This window comes from Collinsella sp. AF25-2LB (assembly GCF_003458415.1).
Lineage (GTDB): Bacteria > Actinomycetota > Coriobacteriia > Coriobacteriales > Coriobacteriaceae > Collinsella.
In genome coordinates, this window is record NZ_QRUF01000005.1 from 33,788 (window position 1) to 53,585 (window position 19,798).

21 protein-coding genes and 1 tRNA gene are annotated in these 19,798 nt (G+C 56.9%); 9 read left to right on the top strand and 13 right to left on the bottom strand.

Annotation, left to right across the window (positions count from 1 at the left end; translation table 11 throughout):
- The first annotated feature begins 99 nt into the window (after positions 1-99).
- Genes DWY51_RS03525 through DWY51_RS03535 form a run of 3 tightly spaced genes read left to right on the top strand, consistent with a single transcriptional unit; the run spans position 100 to position 2,489 of the window.
- Positions 100-552 (top strand): hypothetical protein, encoded by a 453-nt coding sequence (locus tag DWY51_RS03525; protein ID WP_117769891.1) that lies wholly within the window; start codon positions 100-102, stop codon positions 550-552.
- Positions 539-784: an ABC-three component system middle component 6 gene (locus DWY51_RS03530; RefSeq protein ID WP_117769892.1), complete on the top strand. Its 246-nt coding sequence runs from the start codon at positions 539-541 to the stop codon at positions 782-784. The genes DWY51_RS03525 and DWY51_RS03530 overlap by 14 nt, the downstream gene beginning before the upstream one ends.
- The gene (locus DWY51_RS03535) at positions 765-2,489 is read left to right on the top strand and encodes a DUF2326 domain-containing protein (protein ID WP_117769893.1); all 1,725 of its coding nucleotides are present in this window, start codon (positions 765-767) and stop codon (positions 2,487-2,489) included. Before DWY51_RS03530 ends, DWY51_RS03535 begins: the two co-directional genes overlap by 20 nt.
- Positions 2,490-2,506: 17 nt before the next feature.
- Here DWY51_RS03535 and DWY51_RS03540 read toward each other — a convergent pair whose 3' ends face one another.
- From DWY51_RS03540 to dcm, 3 genes are read right to left on the bottom strand one after another with little or no spacing between them, the layout of a single operon-like run.
- Positions 2,507-2,812: a hypothetical protein gene (locus tag DWY51_RS03540; RefSeq protein ID WP_117769894.1), complete on the bottom strand. Its 306-nt coding sequence runs from the start codon at positions 2,810-2,812 to the stop codon at positions 2,507-2,509.
- Positions 2,813-2,850: 38 nt separating this feature from the next.
- Positions 2,851-4,068: a type II restriction endonuclease gene (locus DWY51_RS03545; protein WP_117769895.1), complete on the bottom strand. Its 1,218-nt coding sequence runs from the start codon at positions 4,066-4,068 to the stop codon at positions 2,851-2,853.
- Entirely contained in the window at positions 4,049-5,221 is a 1,173-nt protein-coding gene (gene dcm, locus DWY51_RS03550) for a DNA (cytosine-5-)-methyltransferase (RefSeq protein ID WP_117769896.1), read from the bottom strand. The genes DWY51_RS03545 and dcm overlap by 20 nt, the downstream gene beginning before the upstream one ends.
- Before the next feature lie 731 nt (positions 5,222-5,952).
- Between dcm and DWY51_RS03555 the strand changes: the two genes are divergently transcribed.
- Together DWY51_RS03555 and DWY51_RS03560 are read left to right on the top strand one after the other, a co-directional pair.
- A complete protein-coding gene (locus tag DWY51_RS03555; protein ID WP_117769897.1) occupies positions 5,953-6,219 on the top strand; it encodes a type II toxin-antitoxin system Phd/YefM family antitoxin in 267 nt (88 codons plus the stop codon).
- Positions 6,209-6,514 (top strand): type II toxin-antitoxin system RelE/ParE family toxin, encoded by a 306-nt coding sequence (locus DWY51_RS03560; RefSeq protein ID WP_117769898.1) that lies wholly within the window; start codon positions 6,209-6,211, stop codon positions 6,512-6,514. Before DWY51_RS03555 ends, DWY51_RS03560 begins: the two co-directional genes overlap by 11 nt.
- Positions 6,515-6,611: 97 nt before the next feature.
- Here the strand turns inward: DWY51_RS03560 and DWY51_RS03565 are convergent, their stop codons facing one another.
- Positions 6,612-7,376 carry a DeoR/GlpR family DNA-binding transcription regulator gene (locus DWY51_RS03565; protein ID WP_233504613.1) on the bottom strand — a complete coding sequence of 255 codons (765 nt, stop codon included), beginning with the start codon at positions 7,374-7,376 and terminating at the stop codon, positions 6,612-6,614.
- 206 nt (positions 7,377-7,582) lie between these two features.
- Between DWY51_RS03565 and DWY51_RS03570 the strand changes: the two genes are divergently transcribed.
- The gene (locus DWY51_RS03570) at positions 7,583-8,635 is read left to right on the top strand and encodes an aldose epimerase family protein (protein ID WP_117769899.1); all 1,053 of its coding nucleotides are present in this window, start codon (positions 7,583-7,585) and stop codon (positions 8,633-8,635) included.
- A gap of 324 nt (positions 8,636-8,959) precedes the next feature.
- On the opposite strand, the gene DWY51_RS03575 is transcribed toward DWY51_RS03570, so the two are convergent.
- Positions 8,960-9,442 (bottom strand): PTS sugar transporter subunit IIB, encoded by a 483-nt coding sequence (locus DWY51_RS03575; protein WP_117769900.1) that lies wholly within the window; start codon positions 9,440-9,442, stop codon positions 8,960-8,962.
- A gap of 207 nt (positions 9,443-9,649) precedes the next feature.
- Here DWY51_RS03575 and DWY51_RS03580 point away from each other — a divergent pair.
- Positions 9,650-9,725, top strand: a tRNA-Thr gene (locus tag DWY51_RS03580).
- Positions 9,726-10,506: 781 nt separating this feature from the next.
- Positions 10,507-10,872, top strand: a complete 366-nt coding sequence (locus DWY51_RS03585; protein WP_117766459.1) for a hypothetical protein — start codon at positions 10,507-10,509, stop codon at positions 10,870-10,872.
- A 135-nt stretch (positions 10,873-11,007) separates the two neighbouring features.
- On the opposite strand, the gene DWY51_RS03590 is transcribed toward DWY51_RS03585, so the two are convergent.
- The 3 genes from DWY51_RS03590 to DWY51_RS03605 form a co-directional block, all read right to left on the bottom strand.
- Entirely contained in the window at positions 11,008-11,481 is a 474-nt protein-coding gene (locus DWY51_RS03590; protein ID WP_117769901.1) for a YhcH/YjgK/YiaL family protein, read from the bottom strand.
- A 197-nt stretch (positions 11,482-11,678) separates the two neighbouring features.
- Positions 11,679-12,614 (bottom strand): hexose kinase, encoded by a 936-nt coding sequence (locus tag DWY51_RS03600; RefSeq protein WP_117564754.1) that lies wholly within the window; start codon positions 12,612-12,614, stop codon positions 11,679-11,681.
- Positions 12,615-12,673: 59 nt separating this feature from the next.
- Positions 12,674-13,555, bottom strand: a complete 882-nt coding sequence (locus DWY51_RS03605; protein WP_117769902.1) for an aldose 1-epimerase family protein — start codon at positions 13,553-13,555, stop codon at positions 12,674-12,676.
- A gap of 156 nt (positions 13,556-13,711) precedes the next feature.
- On the opposite strand from DWY51_RS03605, the gene DWY51_RS03610 reads away from it, so the two are divergent.
- Complete coding sequence (locus DWY51_RS03610) at positions 13,712-14,296, top strand: flavodoxin domain-containing protein (RefSeq protein WP_233504614.1); 585 nt, start codon at positions 13,712-13,714, stop codon at positions 14,294-14,296.
- A 75-nt stretch (positions 14,297-14,371) separates the two neighbouring features.
- Here DWY51_RS03610 and nagA read toward each other — a convergent pair whose 3' ends face one another.
- The 5 genes from nagA to DWY51_RS03635 all read right to left on the bottom strand — a co-directional run bounded on the left by nagA (position 14,372) and on the right by DWY51_RS03635 (position 19,729).
- On the bottom strand, positions 14,372-15,541 hold the full coding sequence (gene nagA, locus DWY51_RS03615; RefSeq protein WP_117769904.1) for an N-acetylglucosamine-6-phosphate deacetylase: 1,170 nt from the start codon (positions 15,539-15,541) through the stop codon (positions 14,372-14,374).
- A 117-nt stretch (positions 15,542-15,658) separates the two neighbouring features.
- Positions 15,659-16,825: an SIS domain-containing protein gene (locus DWY51_RS03620; protein WP_035137674.1), complete on the bottom strand. Its 1,167-nt coding sequence runs from the start codon at positions 16,823-16,825 to the stop codon at positions 15,659-15,661.
- A 114-nt stretch (positions 16,826-16,939) separates the two neighbouring features.
- On the bottom strand, positions 16,940-17,671 hold the full coding sequence (locus tag DWY51_RS03625) for a GntR family transcriptional regulator (RefSeq protein WP_022094608.1): 732 nt from the start codon (positions 17,669-17,671) through the stop codon (positions 16,940-16,942).
- A 185-nt stretch (positions 17,672-17,856) separates the two neighbouring features.
- Complete coding sequence (locus DWY51_RS03630) at positions 17,857-18,939, bottom strand: PTS system mannose/fructose/sorbose family transporter subunit IID (RefSeq protein ID WP_055251210.1); 1,083 nt, start codon at positions 18,937-18,939, stop codon at positions 17,857-17,859.
- On the bottom strand, positions 18,929-19,729 hold the full coding sequence (locus tag DWY51_RS03635) for a PTS sugar transporter subunit IIC (RefSeq protein ID WP_022094610.1): 801 nt from the start codon (positions 19,727-19,729) through the stop codon (positions 18,929-18,931). The genes DWY51_RS03630 and DWY51_RS03635 overlap by 11 nt, the downstream gene beginning before the upstream one ends.
- Positions 19,730-19,798: the final 69 nt, after the last annotated feature.

A 19,798-nucleotide genomic window follows, 5' to 3' on the forward strand; every position in this document is an offset into this window, starting at 1 on the left:
ACGAACATAACCGGCGACTCCAATAGCTATGACTCACATGACATAAACATCTACCAGCCCGTCTCGTCTGGCCCGCACCGGCCGCTTACAAAGACGCTCATGTATAAACTCCTGCAAATCATGATTTCGTCGACTGAGCCAACGGGCGAAGATTTCCCCCTTACGCCTCCGCCTCCTATAGAGAAGAAGCTGATTTACAACCACGCACCGCGTTACCTAAACATCATCAACGAGTATTCTGAGAACTACGCTCGTCTCGACAGCGTGATCAAGGAATTCCCCGACAGCGAAGCCATCATCCAAAGGCTGAACAAGATGTTTGTCAATGTGGCAGACGTTCGCGATGACGGCAAGCTGTGCGTAGGAAACGGCGATGCACAGCTCAAGCTCATCGAGAACGAGATCTATAACATGATTGTGAATGACGCAGGCTTTCAGGCTGACGAGGTCCCCGAAGAAATCATCAACCAGTTCTGCGTTGCGTTGATTGCCGTTGCCGTGGCAAAATGCAGAGTCCTTCTGAGGCCAGGTGATGACGATGCTGCTGCTTGATCGCAATAATGAGCCGACGAGCACGGTCTATTACATCGCTGCCGCCTTGGATGGCTACATCGACCAGAACCCAGGCTTGGACGCCGGTCAACTCTATGAGGTAACGGCGAACACTCTGGTCAAGAAAGAAGTGAGCTACGACTTCTTTGTCATGGCTTTGGACTTTCTCTTCCTCCTCGGACGCGTGTCAATAGACGAGAAGGGAGGGCTACATGTTCATCAAGTCGCTTAGAATTCGCAAGACAACAACTGACGAAATAGTTCGCGAGGTCTTATTCCACAAGGGTGCCAACCTCATCGTCGATACCGAGGACTCCGAATCGCACAATCGCGTTGGAAAAACAACCTTCCTCAAGCTCATTGATATCGCAATGGGCGCCAAGGACAGGAAGCTCATTTACACAGACGCCGACACGGGCACGGTGACCGAGGAGCTACGCGATTTCATCGTCACAAACAAGATCGCCGTCGACATGACACTGACATCGGATTTTCCCGATGGCGATGACGTGATTCTCACAATCGACCTCTTCCCGAATGGAAGGTACTACATAGACGGCGAAAAGATGGGGCAGAAAGCTTACCAGCAACGACTCAATGTCTTGCTTTTCGGGAACGAAGCGAATGTGCCCACGTTTCGCCAATTGATCAATTCATTTGTCCGCGTGTCCGTAGGCGGGGATGATAATTCCTTCCTCAAAACCGTTCCCAGCGGCAGCACATCCATCTACCGGAGTGTCTACAACGCTCTGTTCGGCATCTCAGATCCGGCACTCGACAAAAAGCGTGACGACCTCAACAAGGACTTGAACAAGACGCGTGAGTCCATCAAACGCTATAAGAAAGTCCAGAACGTCGATACGGTCAGCGAGCAGCAGCAGATACTTGCAGGGCTCGAAGCCGAGCATGAAGAAGTCCAGTGCAAGCTCAACAGCATCATCGACGCCGATGTCTACAGGGCCAACCGCGATGAAATCGCGGCTACACGCACCCGATACGCATCTCTGACACTGCAACTCTCAGACATAGACTACAGGCTGCAACGAAATGAAGAGGCCCTGCAGACTGCTATGCAAGAGCGCGGTAGACAAGCCGACGTTAATTTGAGCAGACGGTTTTTCGAGGAAGTCTGTTCGATGATCCCGATGGTGAATGCAACTTTCGAAGAGATGGTCGCATTCAACAACCAGCTCTGCGACAACAAGATTGCCTATTTCGCGAGTGTGGCAGAAAAACTGAAGGCCGAGCGTGCATCTGTGCAACGTGAAATCAGCCAACTGTCATCGCAGAACAGCCAATTCATGTCATTGGTGGAGCAAGACCTCATCGATGAGTACGAGTCGCTTCAGGCACGCCTAGTTGAGCTTTCGAGCAGTATCGGCAAATGCCGAGAAGTAATAGATACGCTCAACAGCTTTGAGGTAGAACAGACCAGCATTGAGGGAAAAATCGCATCGCTTGGCTCGTCTGATGATGGCGACGAGCCGCAATCCAACGATTTTGCTGCAATGATGCTTGCGTTTAACGCATTCTTCACTCCGCTTGCCAGGGAGTTCAACAACGAATCGCCGCTGCTCGTTTACTATGAAGAGTCGAACAAGTTCCCCGTTGCAATACGTGATACCGCTGGCTCCAGCACGGGCACACGCAAGTCACTCATCGCCGCATTTGATTTAGCGTATCAGCAGTTTGCAGAATCAAAGGGCATCAAGACTCCGCGCTTCATAGTGCATGACGTCCTTGAAAACATCGAGGGTAAGGTGTTGCGTGACATAATCGCACGCGCCAGCACAATCAACTGCCAGTACATAGTCGCAGTCCTTAAGGAGAAGCTCGATTCGTCGCTGATACCAGCCGAGGAGCAGGGTAAACTGCAAATCCTGCAGCTTTCGATTGACGATATGCTTTTCACGCGTGGCAAAGGTGTTGCGTCGTAGGAGTGACCTGTACTCTCCTACTCCCGTACCCCCACCGAGAACTCCCCGCCGAAGTTGTTCACCTCGAACCGCTCGTCAGCCACAAGTTCCTCCTTGCTCACACGGCACGCGAACGGAAACAACTCGGCCACGTCCTGCAGTTCCAGGAACGTCCGGTAACTCGACCGGTTTACCAGCATGTCGGCAAAGACCAAAAACCGCGTAAGCTCGTCATTCAGTTCGATGGGCTCTGCAATCACGTAGTGCCCCCGCCTCACGCGCCGGACAACGCCGAACTGATTGAGCGATGCCACAATCTTTTCGGAGCCCTTCAGGATGGTCATGCGCTTGCGCGCCGCCTCAACGCTCTTATTGTCCCGGCCTAGTCAAGTACCCGTTGCCTCTCCTCGACCATCTCGCAGAAGCCTCCCACATCCATGAGCCATTCTTGCTGTGAAGGCGTGTAGGTGGGGAAAAGCTGGGAGGGGATGACGAGCTGGAGCTTGCTGTCACGCATGGCGTTCGTGTAGTCCACGCTCACGGCGGGCTCCAGCGTGATAAGGTGCTTACGCTCGATGCGGTTCGCCTCCTCGAGCACCTGCCTCCAGCGCTCCTTGATGGTCGTCTTCGCACCGAGCATCGTAAGGCTCGAGGAGGGGAACCCCTCATCCCGGTAGCACTCGATTGACGGAAAAATGAAGTCCGGCTTCGACTTTCCCTCGGTGTAGGGCTGTGCGGAGTATCGGATTCCCCTACCCTTGAACAGGAACTCAAGCTGGTGCTCGAACGCTGTGCCCGCGCGGGACTTCCTGCGCTGGAAGGTCGACATGGTGGTCTTCAGAATGCCGTCGACGTCGAGCTGGCCGTTCAAATAGGGCGCAAGGTCTCTCTCAAGCAGATGGCGCTCAAACACCTTGAACAGCAATTCCTCGCGCTCGTAGCACGCGAGCAGGCTTCGATCGGGGTCATCCGCCCAGTCGAGACCTTCAAGGGTTGAGATGGAGTACTCCGTAAAGTCGATGCCCTTCGGAAACGTATGTCCAAACCTCTTGACCATATCGTCCAAGTAGATATCCGCGCTCAAGGGAGCGCGCGTCTCGATACCAATCATGCCGAGGATGCGCGAGGCCACCGCACCGATACGGTTGCGCTCGCCCTTTGATACGGCATAGCCCGAGCGGTCGGGCTCCTCGAAGCCGAACAGCCACCTCAGCTGCGACTCGATGGTCGAGCCTTTTTTAGCGAAGATGATGAGCAGCCCGAGGTCATCGGAGTTGGCGACCACCATGAGGTCGCCAGCGGATGCCTGCCTGATGGCGGGGTTGTCCTTGTAGTAGAGACGGTACTCGGTTCTCGTGGGATGTTTGCGGCGCGCATCGTACCAAGTCACGGTCCCGTCGCACATCTCCGGCTCCGCCTCGTCGCACATGTAGGCGAACGTGGTGCGGATGTCGCGGATGTCGTCGTCACCGAACAGCGACCTCAGCGGCAGCGTGCCGTTGAACTCGTGCTGATTACTCCTACCTGCGTCGATATCGACGTCCGCGAGGGTCTTCGAGACCGCGCCGTCGAAGTAGCTGCTAAGCGCCCCGTAATCCATCCTGACACGCTCCCATCATGAGCTTGGCCACCGACCGTATTACAGGGACCGTCACCGAATTGCCGAACTGGCGGTAGGCCTGTGTGTCGGAGACCGGGATTATGAACCGGTCGGGAAATCCCTGCAAGCGCGCGCACTCTCTAGGGGTCAGCTTACGGGGGTTCTCGCCCTCGCCGCGCGAGACCAAGATCTCACTACCGTCCTTATGATAGCGTGCGGAGAGCGTCCTCGTGGTGTCCGATGGAGTGATAAGACCGTAGCCGAACCCGTTGCCGGCGGCCTCGTGCTTGGCCTTGTATGCTTTCAAATATGACCACAGCTTGTCGGAGAGCACGTACCTCGCGTCCGCATCCTCCTCCAGAATCTCCGCGGCTTTCTGACCACTGTTCGGGCAGTCGAGGTCGTCCCAAGAGAACTCCACATCGTCGCGAAAGCCAACAATGTAGATGCGCTCGCGGTGCTGGCATGTCCAACCCTTGGAGTCCAGAACCTTGTAGTGAACGTGGTAACCGAGCTCGTCCTGGAGGACCTGCATGATGACGTCGAACGTTCTGCCCCTGTCGTGACTGATCAGATTCTTCACGTTCTCGAGCAGGAACGCCTTCGGGCGCTTCTCGTTCAGGATGCGTGCAACCTCGAAGAAGAGCGTGCCCTGCGTCTTGTCTTCGAAGCCCGTAGCGCGACCAAGGGAGCGCTTCTTGGACACACCCGCAAGCGAGAACGGCTGGCATGGAAAGCCAGCGAGCAGCACGTCGAAGTCGGGGATGTCTGAAGCGGCGACCTCACGGATGTCCCCCGCCGGGGTTTCGCCGTAGTTCATGCGGTAGGTCTTCTGCGCAAACTTATCCCACTCGCAGGAGAAGACGCACCTGCCGCCCAGCTCCTGGAACGGCATGCGGATCCCGCCGATGCCCGCGAACAGGTCGATGAAGGTGAAGGCAGGCTTCCCCTCCCCTGCGGGTGCAAAGGGGGCGCGATGGCCGAGGGTGGAGATGTACTTCGACTCGGCTGCGGTGGGCCTTGTTTCGCCTGCCTCCCAGCGGCGCACCGTTCGCTCGCCGTTGGGGCCCATGCCTAGGGCAGCGGCGAATTCCTTCTGAGTCAAGCCGAGCTCCTGTCTCTTGGCCTTTACCTCATCTGCTGATAATTGCATGACGCACCTTCTGGATAGATAACAGGACAATATGTCCTCATTTTGCCACAGGGATGAAGAGATAAACTCGTCAGAATAGCAACCTTGCCCCAAACCATGGGTTTCTCACGTCTCCCACATCCGACAATCCATGTACCACTCAAACCGCGAAGACCCATCTAACCACCGCTGCGTTCTATACGATAGTCGTTCGCCAGGACATTTTTCTGCCGCCGCAGTCATTAGTCCAAGTGAAAAGCGGCAAGCCGAGAACCTCACGCCTCTCCATCATCAATCATTCCATTTCACAAATGACGCAGCGGCGCAATTAGCAACGCGGAGCATGGAACCATGCTATACCCGTCCAAACGATATTGTCCGCGCCCAACAGCTATCAATCAATTTACCTTGGCCTGCTGGCGCAGAGAGTGCAGCCAAGCCTCATGATCATCGTAACAATAAAGAACATGGGATCGCGAGGATTTGCCGAGGCGAATGTACTCCGGCCCCTTACTAGGACAGCGCCAATTTGCAAGGGTCTTCGCGCTTACGCCAATCAACTTTGCTGCCTCTTCACTCGAAAACGCAAGCGGGCGTACGGATTCAACAGCGCATGTCACGCCGTTTGCTCCACCCATAAAGACCCTCAGACTCTCCGATCACACCCACCCGTTACAGATTGAGACAATTTGACGGTACCGAATTCTTGTCAAGGCGTGGTACAATTGTGTCCCAACGCAAAGGAGGTACCTATGCCCACCTGTGTGCCCGTCCGAGATATGAAGGACACTGCTGCATTCACTACGCTTGTTGAGTCTGAGCGCGACGTCACCGTAACTAAGAACGGCTACGAGGCCATGCACTGCATCAGCAGCGACCAGTATCGCCTCATGCAAGAAGAAATCGCCAAGGCAAAACTGCTGTCTCGTATGATGTTGGCAGAAGACGAAATATCGCAAGGCGACTACAGCGATTACGAATCCTTCGCGGCTTCGATACGAGACAAATATGACCTATAACGTCGTCATACTCAAAAGCGCGCGATATGAGTACGAGAGTATTGTCGGATACCTTGCCCAGATCCTCAAGAATCCGCGCGCAGCAGGCATTTTTGTCGCTGAGTTTGAATATCAGCTTGATCTGCTTCGCGAGCAGCCACTCCTACGTCCCCTCTCGCGCATGCAAGAGCTGGCGGCACGTAATTACCGATCGTTTCCCGTCAACAACTACGTGTGTCTTTACAAGTTTGAGCACGAAACGATCTATATCGCCCACGCCTTTCATCGGTCACAGGACTACGCCCGCCTGGTCTAACCCACAAGCTGAATACTTGGCCCGAGCACATTTGCGTGTCAACGTGAAGCGATAATCCCCGCGTCGACAGGGGCAGAAGTATCGCCTGCAGCGTTAGCTAGCAGATGACCTGCGTGTGCTCCTCGATGGCGGCGCGATCCTCGGCGGCGATGCCCGGCTCGCACACCACGGCGTCCAGGCTGTCCAGACGGCAGAAGGTGTAGAAGTCGCGCTTGCCGATCTTACTGGAGTCGGCGATCAGATAGCGCGAGTCGGCCTTGCTAAAGGCGAGCTGCTGGATACGACCCTCATCCATATTAGACGTAGACACGTCGCCATCCAGAATGCCGTTGGCGCCGATAAACGCCGCGTCGATACCCAGCGCACGCAGGGTATCCTCGGCCGTTGGTCCCACAAAAGCGGCGGTACGGCGACGGTACATGCCGCCCACTAGGCACAGGTCGCAGTCCTCGCGCGCCTCGAGCAGGTTAAACACCGAAAGCGAATTGGTCACGATGCGCAGACGAAATGCCGGCAGCATCGAGGCCATCTGCTCAACCGTGGTGCCCGTACCCAAAAAGATGGTCGAGCCCTCCTCGATGAGCTCCACGGCGCGGCGCGCGATCTGCAACTTTTCCTCGGCATGCTTGGTGCGCTTTTCGCTGTGCGAATACTCATGGCGCAACATAGCATGTGGACGGCCCTGCGCACTGCGGGCTCCACCGTGCACGCGCTCGATCTCGCCCAGGCTCGCAAGCTCCTCGAGATCGCGGCGGATCGTCATATCCGAGACACCCAGTGCATCCGAAATCTCCTTGACCGAGACCGTGCCCTGTTCCTCGAGCAGCTGCCGAACCTTATCCTGTCGCTCCGCTTTAATCACGATGAATCCTCGCCGTTCTTTGCGCGCATATCATTCAAACAGTAACGAACAAATTGTATCAGACTCGCGCGCGTCAAAAATGAACGCCCGCACAGCTCCAATCATCACTTTTTTGAGAAAAATACCCCATGCTTTAGTAGGGTGTAGTGATAATCTCCCCTGTTCGCGCTACAGTTTGTCGGAAATACCTCGATGTTAGGAACCAAATGATCACTTCCGAGCTTTTCGGCACCGCGCCGTGCGGTACCCCCGTTCATCGTTACACCCTCGACGGGCCCGAGATCTGCGTTCGCATTATGGACTATGGCGCCACGGTGCTTGGTATCGATGTGCCCGACATTCCCGGCAACGTGCGCGATGTGGTGCTGGGCTTCGATAAGCTCGAGGATTACTTTGACAACCCCGCCTGCTTTGGCGCGACCATCGGCCCTGTGGCAAACCGCACCGCTGGCGCCACGATCGCCATCGACGGCACGGACTGGCATATGCCCGCCAACGAGGGCGCCAACAACCTGCACAGCGACCTTGAGCACGGCCTGCACAAACGTGTGTGGGATGTTGAGCTCGACGAGGTCCATAACGCCGTGCGCATGACCACCTCGCTTAAGGACGGCGAGCTGGGCCTGCCCGGCAACCGAACCTTTACGGCCGTGTTTACCGTTACGCGCACCGGCGTCTTCCGCATCGATTATGGCTGCGAGAGCGACCGCGCCACCTACGTGTCCATGACCAACCACACGTACTTTAACCTTGCAGGCCATAACGCCGGCATGGACTGCGAACATTTCTTTGTCGCCAACGCCGCCCACTACCTGCCCATTAACGAGCAGAACATCCCCACCGGCGAGATTGCTCCGGTCGAGGGAACACCGTTTGACTTTCGCGAGCTTCGCCCCGTCGCACCCGGCATGGAGGCCGACGACCCGCAGATCAAGCAGGCCCGTGGCTACGATCACTGCCTGTGCATCGATGGCTATCAGTACGGCCGCAACCTGCGCCGCGCGATGCACGTCGAGGAGATGTGGACCGGTCGTGAGATGGACTACTACACCACTGCCCCGGGCGTGCAGCTCTACACCGGCAACTGGCTGGGTGACGAGCACGCCAAGGACGACGCCAACTATGGTTGGGGCGCCGGCTTTGCCCTCGAGGCCGAGATGTACCCCGACACGCCGCACCGCCCGCTGTTCCCCCAGGGCATCGTGGGGCCGGGTCATCCCTATAGCAATGTGATCGAATATCACTTTATGAGGCACTAAGCCCACAACGCGACATATCGCACAGCAACGCCCGCCGGCACCACCGCCGACGGGCGTTTTTCATCTTTTGGCTCATTTTCGCTGTGACTGTATGAGTGACATATCAAAACTATGCCCATTTACTACGTTTAGCCCGGGGTGCTCGACCATGCACCGGTTTTTGTTAAATTCGCAAGCCGTCTACCTGCGGTTTTGTTTTTCTCAAATTCGACATGCTCGGCGATAGCCGACCAAACGTAGTAAATGGGCATAGTTTTTGACAGGCGGCATCGCGCGCATCCCTCGCAAGGGCAAAATGATCCGTTTTCCTCCGTCCCCAAGGGATCAGTTGAACAGATTGCCAATGGGGTCGGGGGCGGAACTGGGGAGATAACGGATTTCTAGCTCTATGCCGAGCTTTTGCAACTCTTTGAAGGCGGCGATGTCCGTATCGTCTACGGCAATGGCAGGCGTTGCAGAGCGCTTGCCCTCCCTCGCCCGCATATGGCCGATGCTGATCTTGGTTATTGGCACACCGCCCTTAACCAGCGCGAGTGCATCCGTGGGCGACGCCACCATGATGAGAATCCATTGGCGCGGCGTTGCGGTATAAATGATGTCGATGGTCCTTTGCACCGAGAAAAACCGCGTCCAAACGCCTTCTGGCGCCGCCACCCTCATGGGTGCCCATTGGCACGAATCCGCCGCGATCTCATCGTTGACGATTAAGACAAGATTGGAACCCACGGCTTCGTTCCACAGCTCAACGTCTTGCCCGTAAATGAAACGGTCATCGATACGCGTGAGAAGGATCTTGGGTTGAGCCATGGCTGCCCCATTCTGTTTGAGACCCATACGAGCGGGACGTCGGCCACCAACTCAACAGCAGGTCAAGTACCAAATGGGCACTGCAGACATCACGCCTCTAATATTAGTGCATTTAAAGTGAGAAAAGCCGTCAGAACACTTGCGCGGATGTGCGATGTCCCGTATCATAGACAGCCGTTGACGCCTCAGTTGCGTCATCACATGGCCGCCAGCGTAGCTCAGTTGGTAGAGCACCGCTCTCGTAAAGCGGGGGTCACCGGTTCGACCCCGGTCGCTGGCTCCATTACACAAGATAGCCGCCTTCGGGCGGCTTTTTTGTTGCCGAATTTGAGTGCGTGCGCGCCAATCCAAACATCGCCACGTCAACGGCGGCCCACTCGGTGGACTTCGGGTTTAATGCTTAGGGGCGGGGATTTACCAAAGTGAAATCTTAATGAAAAGAAACCCAGCTGCAACAATTGCCATGGTGAGGGCTCAAATTGGCCATATAGATCTAAAATAGTCACAATATACAAATGTCGAGAGATATTGGCGATATAGATGAAAAGAACTAAGGGTTTTCTTTTGCTGGTATTGATGCTGCTCGGACTGTTCTGCCTGAGTGGCCCTTCTTGGGCCAAGGCTGCCTGTCCTGAAGGTGAGCCTTAGCAGTCTTATACGGGCAGCCTGCTGATAACTGCTAAGGAGGGCGATGCCGACTCTCAGTCTGGGGTAAATCCCCTTGCCACTTTTGAGGGGGACGGCGGAACGGTCAAGCTTGACCATATTGGTAGCGGGATTTTGAGGTGGCAAGTTCTTCCGGACAAAATTGCGAACGATCCCTTCTCTTTTGCTGGAACGATATATCTATACAAGGCTGTGAGCGGAAACCAAAAATACGTCGATTGCTATCCGACAAACGGGTCTGGAATTGCATTCACCGGCATTTCGGGGCAGATTGATACACATGTAAGAAAGGGAACCTATGTGGTGCGTTGGACTGGAGCTGCTGCAGGCCCGATATGGATTGCGGTCTTGCGCCCCGATGTCCAAATAGGTTTCTCTCTCTAGACGGGAAGTTGTTCATGAACGCCATATATGACGGAGATGACTGGGTCGATCATTATACTTGGCGCCTGGTCGGCTCGAACGACAATGGGGATGTGGTGTTTGATGGACTATGTCCAAAGCATCTCCATCCTTTTGTCTCGTCGTTAATTGAGAGCTCCGCTCGTGTTGCCCCCTACAGCTCGGCATCGCTTCATGATACGGACGTTTTGAAGACCATAAGGGAATCAATTGACGAGGGCACGATGAGCGGCCCGCTGTTTTCTCGGCTTGTGGGGCTAGATGAGATTGGCTCGAAACGACTGCTTGCGGGCGAAAAAGTGGAACTCACTTATCGGTCGATGATTTCAATCCTGCGGCTAGCCGATGTTCTTCGCAAATAAATGAGGCTTCCCTATTCAAAAACCGAAAACCCCGCCAAACGTGATTCCCCTAGGGAAAACACGCTTGGCGGGGTCGTGGCGTGATTCCCCTAGGGGAATCACGCCATCAGACGAACAGCTCAGCCGAGTAGCTCGCTACTCCTCCCAGTAAGCATCTGCAAGCAGCTTAAAGCAAATCTTTTTGACCGGCTGTGCGCCATCGCCCGGAAACTCGAGCGTGGGCATGTGAGGCTCGCCGGCAACAAACAGCGCGAACTTGTCGTCGGCAAGATCGCCGGCGATCGAAGCGTCGGAATCGACCAGATCGTAGTCGTCCTTCTCGTCAAACTCCTGAACCAGCGTCAGGCTGCCCGTGGCAACCTTAAAGGCCTCGCGACCCTCGACGTCGATCTGCAGGTCGTGATAGCGCTGATGCGTCTCATAGTGAGCCTCGCCTTCGGGACGCGTCGTGGGAGCCATGACGTTCGCAAAGACCTTGTCGCCCAGAATCGGATGGCTGCCGACCTCGAGCTTCGCCGGATCGTTCTCCTCGAACCAGTCAATCAGCACATCGAGGCCCTTGAGCATTCCGCGGTATTCCTCGATATCGCCCAATGCACCGTAAATCATCTAAATCCCCTCTCGGATCGTTTCTTTGGCGGCTACTCGATAAACGCGTTACCGACGCTGTTGCCGCCCACATACGTCTCGACCAGGGTAAGGTCGGGATTGAACACGACAACGTCGGCGTCGCGCCCCGACATAATGCTATCGCACTTGTCGTCGACATGAGCTAGCAAGCGATGCCGGGGCCGACGCCCAAGCCCTTACAGCTCGGTCACGACAACGCCGTTGTAGACCTCGTCCCAACGGTCCATGACCAGATGGCCGGTCATGGGATCCATGGCATTGAGCTTGCCGCAGGTGTTGGCGGTACGCAGCACCGTCTCGTCGTCCGCGCCAGCAGCAATGGCATGCGCGAAGCCAGCGATAGTGGAGTCACCAGAGCCCGTGGCGTTAACGGCAGGGATATCGGGCGTCTTTGCGCGGAACGCACGGCCATTGTGGAAGCCAACGGAGCCGGCAGCGCCCATGGACACGACGACCCAGGGGATATCGGAGAAGCGGGCATCAGAGGCGAGCGCGGCGCGGAGCTCGTCCACATCGTCGGTGGTAAAGCTCGTACCCAAAAGGCCGTTGATCTCGGTCAGGTTAGGCTTGACCAGCTCGGGCTTAATTTCGGACTTAAGGGCGGCCTCGAGCGAAGCACCCGAGGTATCGAGCAGCACCTTGGCGCCGGCGTTCTCGGCAATGCCCGTGATCTTGGCATAGTAGTCTGCCTCGACACCGCGGGGCAACGAACCCGAGATGGTGACGACGTCGGCCTTGCTCGCAAGCTCGGCGAACTTTGCGGTAAAGGCATCGAGCTCCTCGGGGGCAATCGTCGGGCCGCTCTCGAGCAGCTCGGTCTGGTTGCCGGCGTGGAGGATGTTGAGGCAAATGCGAGTCTCGCCCTTGATGGGCACAAAATCATTCTTAATGCCGTTAGCGTCCATGAGCTCGGCCATATAGGCGCCCATATGGCCACCAAGCAGGCCGGTTGCCACAACATCGTCGCCCAACTGACCAAGGACGCGGGCTACGTTAAGGCCCTTGCCGCCGGCGGTCTTTTCGGGCGTCACACGGTTGACGTCGTCGATGACGAGCTCATCGAGCTGATAGCGCGTATCGACAGACGGGTTCATCGTAACGGTGAGGATCATTTTTAGCTCCTTATCTCGCAGGCTCCTTGTGCCTCGCGATACGAGTCGACAAAACGGAATTACAGAATCTCAATCGTGAACGAGCGAACGACGGTCTCCTTGGGCTTGGCGATAAGGCAGCCGCGCTTGTGCTCAAGCACGTCGTCCTCATCGGAGCAGGTCGAAAGGCCGCCCCAGGGTTCAACTGCCACAAAATCGCCCTCGGGCTTGCTCCACACAATGAGATATGGGAAGCCCTCAAAGCTCAGGCGGACGCCCTTGTCCTCGCCCTTTTTGGAAAGCGTGACCTGACGGCTCTCGAGCACGTCAAAGATGGTCTCCGCAAAATCGAAGAGCTCATGTGACAGAGGCAGCGTCTTTCCCACCATGGGGCTCTTGGAGCGGTTGGTCACGTCAATCAATCCGGTCGAGGGAACGGCGGTGCAGAGCTCCGCAGCCTCGTCTTTCTCAAAACGCAACTCGTAGTCCGTATAGGCCTCGCCCTCATCGAGCGGACACCTAAAGCCGGGATGTCCACCGATAAAGAACGGCATGTCCTCGGTGCCCTCGTTGGTAACCTCATAGGCGACGCGCACGCCGGCGTCCTCGAGCGTATAGCGGGCGACAAGCTTAAACGGATACGGATAATCGCTCAGCAGCGCGGCGTTATCCTCGGATGCCAGGCACATAGCCAGCTCGTTTGTGCTTTGGCTCAACAGCTTCCACTCCTGCTTGCGCGCAAAGCCGTGGCGGGCGAGCTTCACATGATGTCCGGCAAACGTCATGGCGCTGTTATCGCGCAAACCTCCGCAAATCGGGAAGCAAATCGGTGCCTGGCCGGACCACACGGCGGGATCGCCCTGCCACAAGTACTCGCGACCTCCAGCCTCAATCGAGGTAAACGAACCACCGGCCGTGGAGACCTTGATAGAAATCGAATCGTTGGAGAGAGCGTATTCCATTGTCCATCCTTTCGAACAACTGCTTTTTGCTCGCAAGAACCCGTCTCGGCCCTGGCCAAAGGACAAACCCGCACGTTCATCGATGCGTCCGGTTTCCCAGCCATGCAACGGGGTACCATACAGACATTGATGCAATTACAGCTGAAAGGCCTTCTTATGCGAACCATCATCCTTTATGCCTCACGCCACCACGGCAATACGAAAAAGCTCGTGGACGCCATCGTCGAGGCGCACCCCGAAATCGATACCCTCGACGTGAAGTCACTCGGGAAAAACGAGTACCCCGACCTGCACGAATATCATCTGATCGGCGTCGCCACGGGCATCTATTACTCCGAGATCGACAAAGATATGGCACGCGTGCTCACGAACGTGCTGCAGCCGCAGGACAAGGTGTTTGGCCTTATGACCTACGGTGGCAAAAACAAGTGGTACGGCAAGGATATCGATGGCATCTGCCGCATGAGGCAGGCCATCTTTATGGGTGTCTACGGCTGCCCCGGCTTTGATACGTGGGGGCCGTTCAAACTCACCGGCGGTGTCCAAAAGGGACACCCGACCGCTGAGGAAATTAAGGGCGCCGTCGACTTCTTCGACAAAATCGAAAATGAGTACGGCGATATCATCGTCGAAGAGTATGCCAAGCGCGAGAAGCGTCTAGCATACGAAAAGGAGCATCCCGCGGGGGGTCTTGTGGCCGGCGTCAAGCGCACGGCAAAGAAGATCGCTAACAAGCTGTAACTGTAAAGGTGCTTTTGAGCGTTTAACCCATACGGCGGGTCCGAGCAGATTCGGGCCCGCCGTCTTTTTCTATCGTTACTCGGTAAAGGCGTTGCCGACGCTCTGGCCGCCAACATACGTCTCGACGAGGGTGAGCTCATGGTCGAACACGACAAAGTCGGCGTCGCGACCCGGCATGATGCTGCCGCACTTATCCTCGATGTGCGCAGAGCGAGCCGGCACCTCGGTTGCCATGCGAATGGCGATATCAGCGCTGGCGATGCCCCAATCGACAATGTTCTTGACGCCCTGGGCAAGCGTGAGCACCGAGCCGGCAATGCTTTTGCCGTCGGCGAGCCAGCACAGGTTGTCCTTCATGATGACGTCCATGCCACCACTGGTGTAGCTGCCCTCGGGCATGCCGCCGCAGCCCAGGCAGTCGGTGATGAGCACCGTGTGCTGCCAGCCCTTTGCCTGCAGCAGTGCCTTGATGGCGGCAGGGTTTACGTGCTTGCCGTCACAGATGATCTCGGCGTAGGTCTCGGGCGTGGACATGGCAGCACCCACGACACCGGGCTCACGGTGATGCAGACCGCGCTGGCCGTTATAGGTATGCGTAAAGCAGCTGGCACCGGCATTGATAGCGGCGATGCACTCATCGTAGGTGGCGTCGGAGTGACCGATGCTGGTCACCACGCCCTTGGCGTTCAGAGCAGCCGCATAAGCAGCGGCACCGTCGCGCTCGGCGGCCATGGCGCTCTTAACGATGCGACCGCCCGCAGCCTCCTGCCACTGGTCGAAAACCTCCTCGGAGGGGTCAATCAGGTAAGCGGGGTTCTGCGCGCCCACGTGCTTCATGGTAAAGAAGGGGCCCTCCAGGTAGATGCCCTGAATGCGGGCACCGCAGAAGTCGGGGCCGCGGCCCTCGTCCGCCTTGGCGATAGCAGCGCAGGCGTCCTTGATCTGTTCGACGCCATCGGTGAACGTCGTGGGCAGCCAGCTGGTAGTACCGCGACGGGCGAGCTCGGTTGAGCTGATATCGATGCCCTCGGGATCGTTATCGGTAGTTGAGTGGTTGTAGAAGCCATGGATGTGAGTATCGACCATACCCGGTGCGATCCACGATCCCGTGTAGTCCTTAATCTCGCAAGAGGGCTCGTCGGCCTGCCAGGCGCCAAAAACGCCATCCTCGACCATAAGATAGCCGCCCAGTTGCGGGCCTGCCGGCAAGAAGAACTTGTCAGCCTTAATTGCGTACGTGCTCATATGCACTCCTCGCTTCTAAAGCAGTTGACTGTGGTAATGCTTATACCCAGCTCACGTAAAACAAAAAGCGCCCGCCCGCCGTTATGAGCGGACGGGCGCCCTTACAGGGGGACGCGATTAAGCGGTGAAGGGGTGAATCGTCACGCCCTTAACCACGCGGTTGACCGTGCCGGTGGGGCTCGGCGTATCGGGCGTGTTGCCCACGCGGACGGAGTTGAGCAGGCTGATAGCCTGGGCAAACATCACGAACGGCAGAGCAAGGTAACCCTCGGGAAGTGCCTCGTAGCCCTTAAAGGTGAAGGACTCACCCTCATAGACGGTGGCACCTTCCTGCTGAACGGCGATGGTGTGCTGAGCGATCTCGTCGCCACCGATCTCGTTGAGGATGTCGATGTCGTACTGACGGGTGTAGGCGTCGTTGTTGACGAACACGAAGACGAGCGTCTTATCGTCGACGAAGGACTTAGGTCCGTGACGATAGCCCATGGAGGTGTCGTAGGAAGTAGCGACCAGACCGTGAGCGAGCTCGAGGATCTTGAGCTGGCTCTCCTGAGCAAGGCCACCGAAGGAGCCAGAACCCAAGTAGGTCACGCGGTTGAAATCGCCAGCCAGGTAATCGGCGATCTCGGGCTCACGGGAGATGACCTCCTCGCCCATCTTGGCAATCGTCTCGACCCACTCGGCCTTCTGCTCGTCAGAGGCAGTGTCGAAAATAAGGGTGGAGAGCAGGGTCATGCAGGAATAAGAACCGGTCATGGCGAAGCCCTTGTCGTTGGCGCGCGGAATGAGCAGCGTCAGCGCATTGGGATCATCGGCAGACTCGACGGCAAGCTTGCCCTCGGGAGCGCAGGTGATGTTGAGGAACTTGACGTTGTGGACGAGCTCCTTGGCAACGGCAACGGCGGCAAGGCTCTCGGGGCTGTTGCCAGAGCGGGCAAAGGAAACCACGAGCGTGGGATCCTCGGCGCGCAGGAAGTCGCGCGGGGCGCTCACGATGTCGGTCGTGGCGATGGGCTTAAAGTCGTAGAGATCAGTGTTGCCAGCGTGACGCAGGTACGGGGCGCAGGTATCGCCAACGTAGTCGGACGTACCGGCACCGGTGAAGACAACGGACAGACGACCCTCGCCCATAGCGCGAGCCTCGGCCAGGAAGGCCTCGATGGCCTCCTTGTTCTCGCGATAGATGTTGAGCGTATCACGCCAAAGCTCGGGCTGCTGAGCAATCTCGGCCGTGGTGATCTGGGCGCCGAGCTCGGTGAGCTCCTCGACACTCTTCTCGAACATTTCTAATACCTCTCTCTAGAAGTAATCCTCTGACGTGCAATTATACACTTCGGTTGGTTATCTGGTAGTAACCAGTTAAATGCAAAGAATCACCATATGGAAACGATGCGAGCACTAGTTACTGCGCTGGTGGTAAACCTTGTATTTAAACTGATCGGCACGAGCAACCGAGAGTGTGTACTCCACTACCTCGTTTGACTCGTTATACGTAGTCCTGACCAAATCGAGCACAGGCGAGCCCTCGACAATTCCCAAAAGGTGGGCATCGGTGGGACGGGCTATGCTCGCATAGAACTCCTCTTCGGCCACGCGAATCTTTTGCTGAAAGTCCTGCTCAATCACATCGTAAAGCGGCTTACGCTCCAGCAGCGGTCGCTTTAGGGACAGAAATTGACGAACCGGTAGATAGCTGCGTTCGACCATCATGGGCATGTTGTCGGCAGAGCGAAGACGCTTGAGCTTAAAAATGCGATCACCGATGCGCAATCCCATATGCTCGGCCAGATTCTTATCGGCCTCCATCTCGCAAAACTCGAGAATCGTGGTCTCGGGTTCTCGACCCATCGCGCGCATCTGCTCGGTAAAGCTGTAGGACTGCATAAGATTGGTTGCTTTTGCCGAACGGTCGGTCACAAAGGTACCGCGACCGTGCTGCCGAACCACCAGTCCTAAACGCTCCAGTTCCTGCAGAGCCAGGCGTACCGTAGTGCGCGAGAGACCATAGCGCTCCGAAAGTTCGCGCTCGGAAGGAATCATGTCACCGGCGCGATATTCATGGTCAATCTTTTCGGTCAGAATATCGACCAGCTGATCGTACAGCGGTTGCTTACGCGCTCCGATCGCCATCCTATCCTCCCTTTTGCTCGAATTCGGCTAACTACCTAGGGTGTTATGCATTATCTGTCTGCCACACCCGAATCATTAAGAAAACAAAAGCCGCGCGCTCTTTCGAGCACGCGGCTTTTAACATACACATGGCTTAAGGGGTCGGGGTGTGAGCCGCGTAGGGACACACCCCTCAAGCTAGAGCCTTACCAGATGCTCGGCCAGAGACCAAGCGGGCCAGCGCCCAGGATGCCAAGGACGAAGAGCAGGAGAATGCCCTTGGTCGGGGTCCAGCTGTGCTTAGCGAACATGTAGTAAAGCAGCAGCGTAAGCATAAGCGGGACGAGCTTCGGGACGATGGTGTTGAGGGTGTCGGCAACAGAGAAGTTGACCGGATCCTCGGTAACGGTGCCGTAGGTCACGGACTCCATGCCGTTACCCAGATCGGTGACGCCGCACTCGACAGCGTTGCCGTCGGCATCGGAAGCGGTAAGGGCGTTGCCGTCCTTATCGGTCATGGCGATGGTACCGGCCTCAGCGGTCTCGGTATCGATGCCCTCCATACCGGTGAAGTTCTCGGCCTCCTTCTCGGAGACGATCACGGTAGTAGCGGAGAGACCACGGGTGGTGCCGTTGGGGATCTGGAGGTTGATCTGGGTGCCACCCATGGTGACGACCAGGCAACCGACGACGAAGACGCCCATGATGGAAGCGGCACGCGTGAAGGCCTGCATGTTGGCGGTCAGAGCGTCAATAGCGCTGGTGCCAAGCTTGTAGGACCAGTTCATGAGCCAGAAGCGCAGAGCGAACTGGACGACGTTGAAGATCACCAGGAAGATGATCGGTGCAGCGGCGTTGCCGTTGATGGCCATGTTGGAGGTGATGCCGGCCGTGATAGGCACGAGCGTCAGCCAGAACAGGGCGTCACCGATACCACCGAGCGGGCCCATTGCGGCGACGCGGACGGCGCGGATCGTGGGGATGTCAACCTTGTTCTGCTCGAGCGAAAGCACGATGCCCATAACAAAGGTGACAAGGAACGGGTGGGTGTTGAAGAACTCCAGGTTGTGGCTCATGGAAGCCGCGAGGTCGTTCTTGTTGGTGTGGATCTTCTCCAGACCGGGGATGATGGAGTAAAGCCAGCCAGCGGCCTGCATGCGCTCGTAGTTGAACGATGCCTGCAGGAAGCAGGAGCGCCAAGCCATCTTGTTGAGGGTCTTCTGGTCGAGCTGCGGAGCAGGAGTGAGATCCTCGTAGTGCTCCGGGATCACATACTCATTAGATGCCATCTTCGAAGTCACCTCCGTCAGAAACAGCTGCACCCTTCAGCTCGGTCTGCTGCTGGAAGTCCCAGAAAGCGATGCCGAAGCCGATGAGAGCGAGGATGAGCAGAGCAGGGGTTGCCAGCGAATCGTTGGCAACGGTGATGAGCGCGAGGCCAAAGCCCATGAGGAAGAAGCCCCACATATCGCGGTTCATCATAACCTTGAGCAGGACGGCGAAGCCGACGAAGCGCATCATGCCGCCTGCAGCGGAGAGACCGGTCTGCAGCCAAGTCGGGATGGCAGAAGCGATGGTCTGACCGATGGTAGCGCCAGCGATGAAGAACAGGGTGACGACGACAGCGAAGATCAGGCCGAGCAGAGCCATGGCGAAGTAGTTCAGGCGCTCGATGCCCTTGGTGTCCGCGTTGTGAGCCATGTTATCGGCCGTGGACATAAGCGGGGACATAAGCGTGAAGACCAGGGTAACGCCAAGCTGGCCAAGCAGAGCGAACGGAATGGCGAGGCCGACTGCCGCGTTGGGCTCGAGGCCCGTGGCGATAGCGAGAATGGCTGCCATGATGCCGCCGATGACGGCGTTAGGCGGCTGAGCGCCTCCGATCGGCATGTTGCCGATCGTCATGAGCTGATAGGTACCACCCACGAGAAGACCGGTGTTAAGGTCGCCAAGGATAAGACCGATGACGGCGCCGGTGACGATGGGCTGATAGAGAGACTCGAGGAAGTCAAACTGGTCGATTGCCGCGATGAACGTGACGACGAAGACCAGAGCGATCTGGATGATCGAGTATTCCATCTTGCTCCTCCTTTCAAAATGTATGTACGCACTTTGGATTTCACGTACAGAACGTCAGGGTTTCACTCC

Bases quoted from the DNA above. Each gene is read 5' to 3' on its own strand.
- DWY51_RS03525 (WP_117769891.1), top strand. From the start codon at position 100: ATGTATAAACTCCTGCAAATCATGATTTCGTCGACTGAGCCAACGGGC.
- DWY51_RS03530 (WP_117769892.1), top strand. From the start codon at position 539: ATGCTGCTGCTTGATCGCAATAATGAGCCGACGAGCACGGTCTATTAC.
- DWY51_RS03535 (WP_117769893.1), top strand. From the start codon at position 765: ATGTTCATCAAGTCGCTTAGAATTCGCAAGACAACAACTGACGAAATA.
- DWY51_RS03540 (WP_117769894.1), bottom strand. From the start codon at position 2,812: ATGACCATCCTGAAGGGCTCCGAAAAGATTGTGGCATCGCTCAATCAG.
- DWY51_RS03545 (WP_117769895.1), bottom strand. From the start codon at position 4,068: ATGGATTACGGGGCGCTTAGCAGCTACTTCGACGGCGCGGTCTCGAAG.
- dcm (WP_117769896.1), bottom strand. From the start codon at position 5,221: ATGCAATTATCAGCAGATGAGGTAAAGGCCAAGAGACAGGAGCTCGGC.
- DWY51_RS03555 (WP_117769897.1), top strand. From the start codon at position 5,953: ATGCCCACCTGTGTGCCCGTCCGAGATATGAAGGACACTGCTGCATTC.
- DWY51_RS03560 (WP_117769898.1), top strand. From the start codon at position 6,209: ATGACCTATAACGTCGTCATACTCAAAAGCGCGCGATATGAGTACGAG.
- DWY51_RS03570 (WP_117769899.1), top strand. From the start codon at position 7,583: ATGATCACTTCCGAGCTTTTCGGCACCGCGCCGTGCGGTACCCCCGTT.
- DWY51_RS03575 (WP_117769900.1), bottom strand. From the start codon at position 9,442: ATGGCTCAACCCAAGATCCTTCTCACGCGTATCGATGACCGTTTCATT.
- DWY51_RS03585 (WP_117766459.1), top strand. From the start codon at position 10,507: ATGAACGCCATATATGACGGAGATGACTGGGTCGATCATTATACTTGG.
- DWY51_RS03590 (WP_117769901.1), bottom strand. From the start codon at position 11,481: ATGATTTACGGTGCATTGGGCGATATCGAGGAATACCGCGGAATGCTC.
- DWY51_RS03600 (WP_117564754.1), bottom strand. From the start codon at position 12,614: ATGATCCTCACCGTTACGATGAACCCGTCTGTCGATACGCGCTATCAG.
- DWY51_RS03605 (WP_117769902.1), bottom strand. From the start codon at position 13,555: ATGGAATACGCTCTCTCCAACGATTCGATTTCTATCAAGGTCTCCACG.
- DWY51_RS03610 (WP_233504614.1), top strand. From the start codon at position 13,712: ATGCGAACCATCATCCTTTATGCCTCACGCCACCACGGCAATACGAAA.
- nagA (WP_117769904.1), bottom strand. From the start codon at position 15,541: ATGAGCACGTACGCAATTAAGGCTGACAAGTTCTTCTTGCCGGCAGGC.
- DWY51_RS03620 (WP_035137674.1), bottom strand. From the start codon at position 16,825: ATGTTCGAGAAGAGTGTCGAGGAGCTCACCGAGCTCGGCGCCCAGATC.
- DWY51_RS03625 (WP_022094608.1), bottom strand. From the start codon at position 17,671: ATGGCGATCGGAGCGCGTAAGCAACCGCTGTACGATCAGCTGGTCGAT.
- DWY51_RS03630 (WP_055251210.1), bottom strand. From the start codon at position 18,939: ATGGCATCTAATGAGTATGTGATCCCGGAGCACTACGAGGATCTCACT.
- DWY51_RS03635 (WP_022094610.1), bottom strand. From the start codon at position 19,729: ATGGAATACTCGATCATCCAGATCGCTCTGGTCTTCGTCGTCACGTTC.